Below are 12,321 nucleotides of genomic sequence, written 5' to 3'. Positions count from 1 at the left end.
CACCGGCGGCGCGGAAAGTAGGGGAAGGGATCTTTCCGTGGGTCTCGTCGCTTTCCGCGCGGAACTTCTCGAGGAAGCCAACAACCCGAGGAAGAGTTCTTCCCCCGAGTTTCTGCGCGGCACCCGGTGTCCGCGATGTCGGGCTCACCTGCGACACTCCCGGTGAGTTGCCCCGCGCACAAGACCGACCGAGAGAGTTGACGCATGCCGCACACGATCCCGCCGTCGCCCCGCTTCGCGTCGAGTACCGAGGAGTCGGTCTGGCGGCTGCTGAATGAACAACTCCTCGACGCCGACCTCCTCATCGCGAACCAACGCGTTACCGACCACGACAAAGACCACGAGATCGATCTCGTGGTGGCCATCGAGGGCGCCGGGATCGCCTGCCTCGAAGTCAAGGGTGGCGAAGTATGGCACGACGGCGAGTCGTGGTGGCAGGCGCGAACCGGCCGACCGCCGAAAGAGATCACTCCTGTCAAGCAGGCGTTGGATAGCTGCTACGCACTGCGTGAGTTCGTCGAATCCGATCCACGATGGACACAGGGGCGTCGACGCTGGGACCACTTCGTGGTCTTCCCGCACACCGAAATCCCCTCAGACTTCGCACTGCCTGAGTGTCCGCGGTGGAAGATCATCGACCGCACGCAGCTCGATCAGATCATGCCTCTCGTCCGAAGAGTGTTGTTGCAGAGGGGAACCGATGTACGGTTTCTCGACGCTGTCGGCATCGAACAACTCGAGACGACGCTCGGCGGTCGGGGTCTTCCACAGCGCGATGTCGTCGCGCGAGCGATCGAGAACGAAGGCGTCGCCGACGCCCTCACTGCGAATCAAGCCGTCATTCTGCGGGCCATCGACCAACTACCGCGCGTGGAGATCCGCGGTGGCGCGGGCAGCGGCAAGACCTTCCTCGCACTCGAGCAGGCGCGTCGCCTCACGCGTGCAGGGCAGCGCGTGGCGCTGGTCTGTTACTCACACGGACTGGCGTCGTACCTCACGCGCATCACGACGGCGTGGAAGCGTAAGGACCGTCCGGCCTACGTCGGTGAGTTCCACGACCTCGGTATGCAGTGGGGCGCCGCCGCCGGGCCTGACGAATCGGTGCGCACCGAAGCGGCGTCGCAGTTCTGGGAACATGAACTGCCACAACAGATGCACGATCTCGCCGAAGCCCTCCCACCCGGCAAGCGATTCGACGCGATACTCGTCGACGAGGCGCAGGATTTCGCCGACGAGTGGTGGCCGCCGTTGCTGGCAAGCCTGCGCGATCAGGACACCGGCGGCATCTACGTATTCAGCGACGAGGCTCAGCGCGTCTTCGACCGACAGGGTTCGCCACCCGTTCCACTCGTGCCCATCGTCCTCGATCACAACCTACGCAACACACGTCAGATCGCGAGCACATTCAGTTCGCTTGTCGGACAACGTATGCAACTGAAGGGCGGCGAAGGCCCCGACATCCGATTCGTCGCGTGCACTGCGGAGGAAGCCCTCGAAGCCGCAGACGACCAGATCGACGCGCTACTCGACGAGGGCTGGCGTGCCGAAGACATCGCGCTACTCACCACAGGCAGTCGCCACCCGGAACAGATCGAGCGGCAAGCCGAGGGCAACGCGTCGTACTGGGCGACGTTCTGGGACGACGAGCAGGTGTTCTACGGGCACGTACTCGGATTCAAGGGTCTGGAGCGTCGAGTGATTGTTTTGGCGCTCAACGAGTCCCAGGCGAGAGACCGGTCGACGGAACGGTTGTATGTCGGGCTGTCACGCGCGCGCGAGCAACTCGTGGTGTGCGGCGATCCCGAGTTCGTGCGGACAGTCGGCGGACCCGACGTCGCGCGACGGCTGGGAATCGACTGACTCGCCCCACCTTGCTCCAGCTAGTCATTTGCACGCCCCAAAGATCAGCGGTCGTACTGCCTTCGGATGAAGTTCGGGCCTTATTCCCGCAGGTCAGGCGGCTCGCCTCGCCGTAGCCCCTTGTTTCGTGCTAAAGCCACGCGCACTCTGAGAAGACGAGTCCCATCTGGTCACGCGGATAGCGGGCCGTCGAAGAAAGGAGCCGTCATGTTCACAGTGTTGTGGAACTTCTACACCGACCTCATGAACTACATTTACACCGTCATCTTCTGACAGCGAATGCAGCGAGCCCGAGTTCTGTTCTAGGCCAACTTCTTTGGCACTACGATCAGCGACTCAGAGATCAACCGACGCGTTGGTGGCGACGTCTGGCTGCTCGCCCGACACAATCGCTTTCGCATACTTCAGCAGCGCAACGGGTTTGGGGCTGTCCAGGGTCCAGTACTCGGCGGAGTCGGCGTGCACCTTCAACAGTGCGACGCCCGGGTCTTCGCGGCCCTTCTCAAACCAGGCCTCTGCGTGAGAGTTCCAGAGCTCGTCGATCAGCTTCTGATCGTGGGTCACCGACGCTGTGCCGGCGATCGAGAGATAGTTGTCGTCGGCCTGCAGGCTCACGTTGACGTGTGAATCCTCGGCAATCTGGCCGGTCTTGGGCGACGGGTCGACGGTGAAGAAGTACAGATCGCCGTCGAACTTCCGGTCCAGCACAGCGAGTGGTCGGCTCAGCAATCGACCGTCGGACTCGCTGGTGGTGACGAATGCGACGCGACCCTTGGAGATCAGCTCGCCGATGTGCTCGAATTCGGTGTTGTCATTAGTCATGGTTTTCACGCTACGCGCAAGTGCTGTCCGCGCCCACCGTCGTAGCGGCGGCAGACGCGTGCTCACTTGACGGCACCGGAAACACACAATCGCCGACCTAGCTGCCTCGCACCTACGCTGAGAACCATGCGATTCGTCATCTACGGTGCAGGGGCCATCGGCGGCGTCATCGGTGCTCACCTGGCACTTTCCGGGGCAGACACCACCTTGGTCGCGCGCGGCGATCACCTGCGCGCGATGTGTGAGAACGGACTCGTCCTCGACACCGCCGAAGGACGCCAATCCGTTTCGGCCACGCTTGCGTCAAACGCCTCGGAAGTGGACTGGAGCGACGACTCCGTCACGCTCCTCGCCGTCAAGTCGCAACAGACCGCCGCGGCGATCGCCGACCTTCGAGCGCACATGCCTCTCGACACCCCGGTCGTATCGGCGCAGAACGGCGTCGCCAATGAACGCGAGTTGCTTCGCGTCTTTCCACGTGTCTACTCGCTGTGCGTGATGCTGCCCGCCCTGCATCTCGAGCTCGGCGTCGTGGTTCAGGCGTCATCGAACAGGCCCGGCATCCTCGACATCGGGCGTTATCCGTCGGGTATCGACGAAGCGGCGCAATCTATTTCGTCCGCGCTGCGTGCCGCGACGTTCCTCTCCGAGCCACGCCCCGACATCATGGCGTGGAAGTATCGAAAACTGATCATGAACCTGGTCAACGGAATCGACGCCAGCTACCGCAACGACGGCGACGCCTTCGATGAACTTGTCCGACGCGCGCGAGCCGAAGGTGAGGAGGTCATTGCGGCGGCGGGCATCGATGTCGTCTCCGAGGCCACCGACAAGCAGCGGCGCGGCGATGCCATCATCCGTCGTGACACCGGAGAGGCTTCATTCGGCAGTTCGACCTGGCAGAGCGTCGCGCGTGGGTCGGGCAGCGTCGAAACCGACTATCTGTCAGGCGAGATCGCGCTGCTCGGTCGACTCCATGGCATTGCGACGCCGGTCAACGAGCTCGTCCAGAACGAGACCAATCGGCTTGCGCGCGAAGGACTGTCGGCAGCGAGTTCGGATGCGAGCGTCGCGCTGGAGAGTCTCGGCCGTCCGTGAGCGCACTGTCGATATCGTGCACGATCTCGTCACAGGTCTCGGCCGCAATGCCGCACAACTTCTTCGCGCGGGATGTCATCTGCGGATCGGTCGAGCGTTCGCGCCACACCTGCGACATCCTGCGCGCTGTTGCGGCGATCTCACGCGGGTCGCTGTCGGGCGAGAGCCCGAGACGTCGAGCGGGGTCGGAGCCGTGCGAACCGAGTAGCGAGACCAGTTCGTCGCGCAGGGGCGTCGGAAGATCCCTGTTCTCGCGCAAACTCGGGAACCGCTCGGTGCGCGTACTCGGACCGATGCCACGATGCGACGTCGGAACCGCGAACATCTCGGTCGGCGAGTTGGGGTCTGTGGATGTCTCGTGCATGTCTTCGACTCTGCCCGTCGACCCTTGCCACGCTCTCAACGCGACCTGAGAGCAGCCTTCGGATGCTGTTGCATCTCAACGCCCTCCGACGTGCCGGGTGACTCACGGCCCGATAACCGGATTGGCGCCTGCACGCGTTCGGCGTCGACGACTTCCCACGAAGACGTCGACGCCGAAGACGGAAACCAGGTGAACAGCGCTACTTGAACACGCCGAGTTTGCCGAACTTGTCAGCGAGCTTGTAGTACACGGCGAGCCGCGGATTGGACTTGCCGTCCTTCATCTCCGCGAGCACGTCCTTGATCGCATTGTCGAGGTAGGCGTCGGTTTCTGTCAGACCGAGCTTCTTCTTCAGGAAGTTCTCGCGCACGGTTTTGAGTTCTGCGGGATCGCTTGCCGACACCAGAGCGGCGTCGGCGTTCTGCAGCGCGAGGCGATAGGTCGACGCCATCTTCTCGACCACGGCAGGGTCGGCGTCGGGGACGTACTTCTTCACGGTTTCCAGGGCATCAGACAATGGGGACACTCCATTGGGTTGTCGCTGGTACAGGCGACACGGTACGCCCGTAAAGACGATCAAGTCTGATGAATCGCGGGTTGTCGCAAATGTCCGCCCCCTGTCGATCATCGAGCAACGACACGTCGTGCACCTCCTACCCTTGGTTCATGGCAGCCACCAGCGCTATTCGGCCGTTCACTCCACACACCGACCCGGCCGTAGTCGACGATCTTCGACGACGCCTCCGCACCACTCGGTGGACCGACGCTCCGGAAGGCAGTGGATGGTCGATGGGTACTGATGTGTCGTATGTGCGCGATCTCGCCGACTACTGGCGCACGGATTTCGACTGGGCCGCATTCGAATCAACGATCGCCGAATTGCCTCACTTCACGGCCACTATCGACGGCCTCGACATCCACGTCATCCACAGCCCTGCATCCGACCCCGACGCGGCATTTCCCGTCCTGCTGGCCCACGGCTGGCCCGACTGCTTCTGGAGATTCCTGAAGGTCATCCCGCTCCTCACCGACCCCGCCGCACATGGCGCCGATCCGGCCGACGCCTTCACGTTGATCGTTCCCGACATGCCTGGGTTCGGATACTCAAGTCATCCCAGCGGGCCGACGCCCGACACACGAGACATCGCGCGCATGTGGGGTCAACTGATGCACTTACTCGGGTACGAGCGGTACGGCGTCGCGGGCGGCGACATGGGCAGCCACGTGGCCCGCTATCTCGCACTCGCCCAGCCTGACCGCGTCGTCGCGGTGCATCGCACCGACGCCGGGCTACCTCCCGCGACCATCGACAGGTCAACGTTGAGTCCCGAGGAGATCGCCTGGATCGACGACGCCGCGCGCTGGTCGGCCACCGAGGGCGCGTATGCGGCGATGCACAGCACCAAACCTCAGACTGCCGCGATCGGCCTGGCCGATTCACCGGTCGGCGTGGCGTCGTGGATCGTCGAGAAGCTGCGGTCGTGGAGCGACTGCGACGGCGACCTGGACAGCATCTACACGCGAGACGAAATCCTCACGCTCGTCACGCAATACTGGGTCACCAACACGATCGGATCGTCGATCCGCACATACCGAGCCAACGCGGCCATACCGGTCGAGGACCGTATGCGATACGTCGACGTCCCGTCCGGGTTCTCGATCTTCGGTGGCGATGTTGTTCGACCGCCCCGCGCCTGGTTGGAGCGTACGGCGAACACGGTGTATCACTCCGAGCCTGCTCGCGGCGGGCACTTCGCGCCGTTCGAGGTGCCGGAGAGCTACGCCACCGAACTGCGCACGTTCTTCCGTCCCTACCGCAACGCATGAGCGGCGTCGGAAACCCCTGAACCCCAACCAAGCATTCGCTTGGTTTGTTACCGTCCAGGCTGCGGCACCCATCGGCAGTGAGGGCGGAACATTGGGGTTCATCACACAGACCAGACCCGACGTCGACTTCCCGACATGGAGTCAGGGTTCCCGAGCCGAGAAGATCCGGCCGATGGCGCGCCAGTGGGCCGAGGTCGGGTTCGGCACGCCCATTGTCTTGCACCTGTTCTACGTCGGCAAGATCCTGGCTTACGTATTCGTCGGCTGGGCGATCGTCGCGGCGACGCCGGGCATCGGCGGGTTCTTCGACGTCGCGTCGTGGTACAACGAGCCGGTCGTCTTCCAGAAGGTCGTGCTCTACACGATGTTGTTCGAGGTCATCGGCCTCGGTTGCGGCTTCGGCCCGCTCAACAACCGCTTCTTCCCGCCGCTGGGCTCGATTCTGTACTGGTTGCGCCCCAGGACAATTCGTCAGCCACCGTGGCCTTCACGTGTGCCACTGACGCGCGGCGATGTGCGCGGGCCGGTCGACATCGCGCTCTACGCAGCACTTCTCGTGATGCTGGTCGTCGCACTCATCAGCCCGGGTAGTAGGCCACTCACCGATCTGGATACGGCAACCGGCGCGTTGCCGCTATGGGAGATCTGGACGATTCTCGCACTTCTCGCGCTGATCGGGTTGCGCGACAAGACAATCTTCCTCGCCGCGCGCGGCGAGGTGTACGGCGCGCTGTGTGTGACGTTCCTGCTCACCGGTGTCGACATGATCGTCGCGGCCAAGGTCATCTTTCTGGTGATCTGGCTCGGCGCCGCAACGTCGAAGCTGAACAAGCACTTCCCGTTTGTGATCGCGACCATGATGTCGAACAACGCGGTCATCCGGTCTCCGAAGATGAAACGACTGTTCTTCGAAGACTTTCCGGACGACCTGCGGCCGGGTAGGCCGTCGCGGTGGATCGCTCACTTCTCCACTGCGGTCGAGGGTCTCGTGCCGATCGTGCTGTTCTTCTCCCATGGCGGATGGCTCACGTGGATTGCTGCGGCGATCATGCTGATCTTCCACTTCGGCATTCTGAGTTCCATTCCTATGGGAGTTCCGTTGGAGTGGAACGTCTTCATGATGTTCGGAGTTCTCGCACTCTTCGTCGGCCACGCCGATCTCGGCCTCGCCGACCTCGAGCAGCCGTGGTGGGTTGCCCTGCTGTTCGTCGTGGTGGCGGGCACCGTGGTGATCGGAAACCTCCTCCCGCGCAAGGTGTCATTCCTACCGGGAATGCGCTACTACGCGGGCAATTGGGACACCGGGATCTGGTGCATGACGCCGTCGGCGTCGGAGAAGTTGGAGAAGAACGTGGTCGCGATCGCGGCTCTGCCGGCGTCTCAGCTACAGCGGATCTACGGTAGCCCGGAGGCAGCGCAGGTGGCGTTGTACATGGGATATGCGTTCCGCGCCTTCAACAGTCACGGGCGTGCGTTGTTCACGCTCGCCCACCGCGCGATGGGCGGGCACGACGAATCGAACTACATGCTCACAGACGGCGAACGCATCTGTTCGACGGCCATGGGCTGGAACTTCGGCGACGGCCACCTCTCCAACGAGCAACTCATCGCGTCGCTACAGAAGCGCTGCGGGTTCGAGCCGGGCGAGGTCCGTATCGTGCTCGTCGACGCCCAGCCCATTCACAGGCAGACTCAGCAGTATCGCCTGATCGACGCTGCCACAGGAGAATTCGAGCGAGGCTATGTCCGTGTCGCGGACCTGGTGACCCGTCAGCCGTGGGACGACGAGGTCCCGGTCACCGTGACCTGGACAGCGACACCCGCTGACCGGCAATCGCAGTGATCGTCTTGTCCTCGCCCGGCCGGCCGTCGAGTCGATGGGTCAGCCAGCTGACCGCGAGGGGTCCTGAGAGCGGCAACAGCGAATAGTGTTCTGTGACAAGGTCGCGCACGTAGGTGACGGGCACGCCGAGATCACGGTACCGCTGCGCCTGCGCGTCGACGTCGGCAGCGTCGATCACCTCATCGTGCACTGCCTGCATGACCAGCAGCGGCACGGCAGGCGCGTGTGTACCGAGTTGCAGGTCGTCCATCATCTTCACGACGCCCGGATCCGCCAGCACGTCGGCGAGCGGGATGTCGAAGTAGTCGTCGAGATCGTGGTTGCGGAAGCGCCGGATCGCCGCGAGCGTCGGAAGAGTGGCGGCCTCGTCGAGGCTGCGGCGCCCGAATTCCGTTGCGTGCTCGGTGATCATGCGTTCGAGCGCGGGATAGACCCTACGCAAGCCGGCCACCACGAGGATCGGAAGCCCTGCGTGCAGGCCGCCGTTGAGCCGTAGTAGCGTCGACGCCATGTCGCCGACGGGCGAACCGAGAACGGCACCAACGATATTCAGCTCGGGCGCATAGTCCGGAGCCATCTCGGCGGCCCACGATGTGGCGAGTCCGCCGCCCGAGTATCCCCACATTCCGATCGATGCCGTCGCTTCGAGGCCGAGAGGCTCGAACGCCAGCGCGGCCCGAATGCCGTCCAACGCACGGTAACCCGGCTCACGGGGCGCACCCCATGCTCCCTTGGCACCCTCGTGGTCGGGGATCGAGACCGCCCAACCCTTCGAGAGCGCACGACGCACCACCATGAACTCGAACGGTGCGACGGCGCGCGACGCGTCGGCACCCTTCTGCAGGGCATACGACGGGAAACACTGCGACGTCACGGCGTCGATCGCGCACTGGAACGACAACAGCGCCGGATTCGGATGCTTGGTGCGATCGGGCACGACGACCGTCGTGACAGTCGCATCGGGGTTGCCGTCGAGGTCGGTCGATCGATAGAGCAGCTGCCACGCCTGATGATTCGACGCCCAGAAGTTCTTGAGCTCGACCTGTCGTGACCGGATCACCTCACCGGGCCGGTAGTCACCGAGATCCGCCGGGGCGTCGTAGAAATGGTCGTCGACGGGCAGCAACGGACCGGCAGATACGTCGTCCTGGTTGTCACGTACTGCGGTCGATGCACCTGCCGACGTCGTTGTCAGCGTTTGCGCTGTCATGGTCACTCCCCTCGCTACTACTTGTAGTTACCAACATTGATCGCCGGTGGAGAATTCCGAGTCGCTCGTCTCATCTTGGAGTGAAAGAGACGAAGCAACAGGCCTGAACTGGACAAACACGACGTGTCAGACCCTGCGGCTACCTTGCATCTCGAACACACATTCGCACCTCGGCGAGTGCTCCAGGGTGCACAACAGGATGGGGAACCGCATGTCCACCCACGGCTTCGACAATCTCATCGAGAACGCATGGCGCGAGTTTGCCGCCACCGTGACATCACGCGTACCCGACCTCGGGCGCAAGGAGTTCCTCGAGATCGCCCGCCAAGACGGCCAGCGATATCGCGTGCTGCTCGTCTTCACCAAGACGGGCTCCGGAAAGGTGCGGTGCACGCTCGACGGCACTGCGCTGCCGTGGGCCGGGCGAGCGGAGTGGATACGCATTCGTGGTCGCCTGGCACAGCTCGGATGGCGGTTCCTCCCCCGAAAGGGCCAGCACATCGCCGAATCCGGCCAGCGTGACGCGAGCGCAGTCGCCGACGTCGCCGTGTCGACGCTGCGTGAGATCTTCGACGTTGCTCACCCCGTGTTCGTCGCGGTGAACGATCCCTTCGGCACGCACTCCGACGCGGGGCAGGTCGACGAGACCGGGGCCGCCACCGAACGTCAGCTGACCGTCGTTCCGCAGGCGCCCGACCGAAACGTCGAGCCGCCGACGGATGAGCACTACACCGCGGAGATGCGTGAGATGGCCGGAGCCATGGATGCGCTTCCCGAATGCATCGCACCCGGATTCGTCATCTCGGGTGTCGACGAACTACTCGAAGTCACCCGGAGCGTGCTCGCGAGGCATTTCGGATGGCAGGTGTCAGTCGTCAACAGGTGCATCGAACTGCCCGCCTTCGACGCCGTACCGTGCACGATTGTCGGTTCCGATGTCGGCCCGAGCCTCGTTTTCACGACGACGCTCACGCACCGACTCCTCGATCCCGCACTTCTCGGCACTCTGACCGCCGAATATTCGTCGAGGTGGTCGGGGATCACCATCGTGGTCCACGATCAGCACGTCTATGCGCAGCGAGTCGTCGACGCCGCAGTGTTCCATCCGCACAACCTCGACGCGGCGCTGCGCACCTGGCGGCGCTTTCTGAACAATGAGGCGGGCGAGTTGATCGACGCGCTCAACTCCGGCGGCCCCGGTGCTCACACCTGCGCACAGAGCTCCGTACCCGTCGGGCTCCAGACGTTGTTCGACTTGGGCTTCTCCGAAGCACTCACACCCGAACGCGTCCTGCATCTGACGAACGGGAAGGTCGGTCGGCTCACCGACTATCTCCGTGTGTGTCGCGAGCTCCTCGCCAACGCCACGGTGTTGGCCGCGGAATCGCGCATCCGTGGCGCCGCGTCGGAGGAGATCGAATTGCACACGGACACAGTCGATTTCTACCGCCAGTTCTGCCTCTTGCTCGAGCAGGCGATTACTCGCGCGACCCCGAAAGGTGCGTGACGCGATGGGCGCATATCGTCGAGTGAATGGCGAGTGTTCTTCCCCCCGACGGCCCGGTTCGCGATGAGACAGTCCTCGACAACCCCGCCCGTTCCGCCCTCCTCGGGCCGCATTCGCGATTCGCACAGACACACGGCAACGCGCTGCGCTATCCCGCCGACGTCGCACCTTGGTGCGCCCTGCCGGATGATCCGACGATCTCCGACTGGGAGGATGCGGCGGAGCTGGTCGGTCCTGACGGTTCCATCACGCTCGCCACCGTGACTGTCGAGCCGCCGGAGGGCTGGACGAGCTCGATGCGGATAACCGGCGTTCAGCTGATCGGCGACGCCGTCGAGGGGTATACCGACCCGCGGGTGGTCGAACTCGACGACTCCGACGTCGACGACATGCTCGATCTCGTGGAAAGGACACGTCCGGGACCGTTTCGACGCCACACCATCGATCTCGGTACCTACCTGGGTATCCGACGCGACGGCAAGCTGATCGCGATGGCAGGCGAACGCATGCATCCGCCTGGGTGGAGTGAGGTCAGCGCGGTCTGCACCGACCCGGCGTTCCGTGGAGAGGGATTGGCCAGGGCGGTGGTCCTCGCGGTCGTGGACGTGATTCGCGAGCGCGGTGACCTGCCGTTCCTCCATGCGTCGGCCGATAATGTCTCGGCGATCCGGCTCTACGAGAACGTGGGTTTCACCCGTCGACGAAAGGCGATCTTCCAGGCTGTGCGCGCCCCACAGTGACGCGCCCGGCAGGATGGATGTCATGGACGACGCCGAGCTGCTGACACTGCCCAAAGCCGAACTACACATCCACATCGAGGGCACCCTCGAACCGGAGATGGTGTTCGAGCTGGCAGCCCGCAACAACGTCGCACTCCCCTACGCGTCCGTCGACCATCTGCGCGCCGCGCACGCCTTCGCCGACCTTTCCCACTTCCTCGACCTCTACTACGCCTGCATGGCCGTGCTGCGTACCGAGGACGACTTCGCCGATCTCGCCGCCGTCTACCTGCGCAAGGCGGCGTCGCAGGGCGTCACACATGCGGAGATCTTCTTCGATCCGCAGGCGCACACGTCGCGCGGCGTCGACCTCGGTGTCGTCGTCCGCGGGCTGCGTCGTGGACTGGATACGGCGTCGGCGGAGACACGTGTGCATGCCGATCTCATCGCGTGCTTCCTACGCGACCGGCCGGTGTCGGAGGCTCTCGACACGCTTGACGCGTTGGAGCCGTTCTTCGGCAGCCTCATCGGGGTCGGGCTCGATTCTGCCGAAGTCGGCTTTCCCCCAGGACAATTCGCGCCTGTCTTCGACCGCGCGCGAGAGGCGGGCCTGCACGTCGTGGCGCACGCAGGAGAGGAGGGTCCGGCTCAGTACATCTGGGAGGCCCTCGACGTGTTGGGCATCGAGCGCGTCGATCACGGCGTCCGCGCCCTCGAAGACCCCGCACTGCTCAGGCGTCTGGCCACCGATCGAATCCCGCTCACCACGTGTCCGCTCTCGAATGTGCGGCTGCGCGGCGTCGAAAAGCTCTCCGATCATCCACTGCTCGATCTACTCGACGCCGGACTGGTCGTCACCATCAACTCCGACGATCCGGCCTATTTCGGCGGGTACGTCGGTGACGCATTCGTCGAGGCGCGGCGCGAGCTCGACCTGAGCGACGAACAGCTCCGCGCCATTGCGCAGTACTCGTTCGACGCGTCGTTCACCACTTCGTAGAGACTTTTGGTCGGCACATGTATTTGGGATGATCCGCGGTTCCAGACTGAACGGCCACCATGCTGCGGCCT

At 63.9% G+C, this 12,321-nt stretch carries 10 protein-coding genes; 7 read left to right on the top strand and 3 right to left on the bottom strand.

The window, feature by feature from the left end:
- Nucleotides 1-204: 204 nt before the first annotated feature.
- Nucleotides 205-1,860, top strand: coding sequence for a nuclease-related domain-containing DEAD/DEAH box helicase (locus RND64_RS00435; protein WP_049699132.1), 1,656 nt, complete (start codon nt 205-207; stop codon nt 1,858-1,860).
- A gap of 336 nt (nt 1,861-2,196) precedes the next feature.
- On the opposite strand, the gene RND64_RS00430 is transcribed toward RND64_RS00435, so the two are convergent.
- On the bottom strand, nt 2,197-2,682 hold the full coding sequence (locus RND64_RS00430; RefSeq protein ID WP_049699432.1) for a pyridoxamine 5'-phosphate oxidase family protein: 486 nt from the start codon (nt 2,680-2,682) through the stop codon (nt 2,197-2,199).
- A 126-nt stretch (nt 2,683-2,808) separates the two neighbouring features.
- Between RND64_RS00430 and RND64_RS00425 the strand changes: the two genes are divergently transcribed.
- Complete coding sequence (locus RND64_RS00425; protein WP_049699133.1) at nt 2,809-3,780, top strand: ketopantoate reductase family protein; 972 nt, start codon at nt 2,809-2,811, stop codon at nt 3,778-3,780.
- A gap of 563 nt (nt 3,781-4,343) precedes the next feature.
- Here RND64_RS00425 and RND64_RS00420 read toward each other — a convergent pair.
- Nucleotides 4,344-4,670 (bottom strand): DUF2853 family protein, encoded by a 327-nt coding sequence (locus tag RND64_RS00420; RefSeq protein WP_331436337.1) that lies wholly within the window; start codon nt 4,668-4,670, stop codon nt 4,344-4,346.
- Nucleotides 4,671-4,810: 140 nt separating this feature from the next.
- On the opposite strand from RND64_RS00420, the gene RND64_RS00415 reads away from it, so the two are divergent.
- Both RND64_RS00415 and RND64_RS00410 read left to right on the top strand, forming a co-directional pair.
- Nucleotides 4,811-5,971: an epoxide hydrolase family protein gene (locus RND64_RS00415; protein ID WP_049699135.1), complete on the top strand. Its 1,161-nt coding sequence runs from the start codon at nt 4,811-4,813 to the stop codon at nt 5,969-5,971.
- A gap of 91 nt (nt 5,972-6,062) precedes the next feature.
- Nucleotides 6,063-7,814, top strand: a complete 1,752-nt coding sequence (locus tag RND64_RS00410) for a DUF3556 domain-containing protein (protein WP_049699136.1) — start codon at nt 6,063-6,065, stop codon at nt 7,812-7,814.
- On the opposite strand, the gene RND64_RS00405 is transcribed toward RND64_RS00410, so the two are convergent.
- Nucleotides 7,768-9,024 (bottom strand): lipase family protein, encoded by a 1,257-nt coding sequence (locus tag RND64_RS00405; protein WP_049699433.1) that lies wholly within the window; start codon nt 9,022-9,024, stop codon nt 7,768-7,770. The two genes, RND64_RS00410 and RND64_RS00405, sit on opposite strands and share 47 nt — an antisense overlap.
- A 211-nt stretch (nt 9,025-9,235) precedes the next feature.
- Here RND64_RS00405 and RND64_RS00400 point away from each other — a divergent pair, with 211 nt between their 5' ends.
- From RND64_RS00400 to RND64_RS00390, 3 genes are read left to right on the top strand one after another with little or no spacing between them, the layout of a single operon-like run.
- Nucleotides 9,236-10,531 (top strand): TY-Chap domain-containing protein, encoded by a 1,296-nt coding sequence (locus RND64_RS00400; protein WP_049699434.1) that lies wholly within the window; start codon nt 9,236-9,238, stop codon nt 10,529-10,531.
- Nucleotides 10,532-10,557: 26 nt separating this feature from the next.
- Nucleotides 10,558-11,271 carry a GNAT family N-acetyltransferase gene (locus RND64_RS00395; RefSeq protein ID WP_049699137.1) on the top strand — a complete coding sequence of 238 codons (714 nt, stop codon included), beginning with the start codon at nt 10,558-10,560 and terminating at the stop codon, nt 11,269-11,271.
- Nucleotides 11,272-11,293: 22 nt separating this feature from the next.
- Nucleotides 11,294-12,250 carry an adenosine deaminase gene (locus RND64_RS00390; RefSeq protein WP_197494620.1) on the top strand — a complete coding sequence of 319 codons (957 nt, stop codon included), beginning with the start codon at nt 11,294-11,296 and terminating at the stop codon, nt 12,248-12,250.
- Nucleotides 12,251-12,321 lie beyond the last annotated feature (71 nt).

The sequence above is a fragment of the Gordonia sp. w5E2 genome, assembly GCF_036540975.1.
Classification (GTDB): Bacteria; Actinomycetota; Actinomycetes; order Mycobacteriales; family Mycobacteriaceae; genus Gordonia; species Gordonia jacobaea.
Note: the sequence above shows the minus strand (reverse complement) of the source record. Positions and strands in the feature narration are given on the sequence as shown.

Coding starts and splice junctions, on each gene's coding strand:
- RND64_RS00435 (WP_049699132.1), top strand. CDS start 205: ATGCCGCACACGATCCCGCCGTCGCCCCGCTTCGCGTCGAGTACCGAG.
- RND64_RS00430 (WP_049699432.1), bottom strand. CDS start 2,682: ATGACTAATGACAACACCGAATTCGAGCACATCGGCGAGCTGATCTCC.
- RND64_RS00425 (WP_049699133.1), top strand. CDS start 2,809: ATGCGATTCGTCATCTACGGTGCAGGGGCCATCGGCGGCGTCATCGGT.
- RND64_RS00415 (WP_049699135.1), top strand. CDS start 4,811: ATGGCAGCCACCAGCGCTATTCGGCCGTTCACTCCACACACCGACCCG.
- RND64_RS00405 (WP_049699433.1), bottom strand. CDS start 9,024: ATGACAGCGCAAACGCTGACAACGACGTCGGCAGGTGCATCGACCGCA.
- RND64_RS00400 (WP_049699434.1), top strand. CDS start 9,236: ATGTCCACCCACGGCTTCGACAATCTCATCGAGAACGCATGGCGCGAG.
- RND64_RS00395 (WP_049699137.1), top strand. CDS start 10,558: ATGGCGAGTGTTCTTCCCCCCGACGGCCCGGTTCGCGATGAGACAGTC.
- RND64_RS00390 (WP_197494620.1), top strand. CDS start 11,294: ATGGACGACGCCGAGCTGCTGACACTGCCCAAAGCCGAACTACACATC.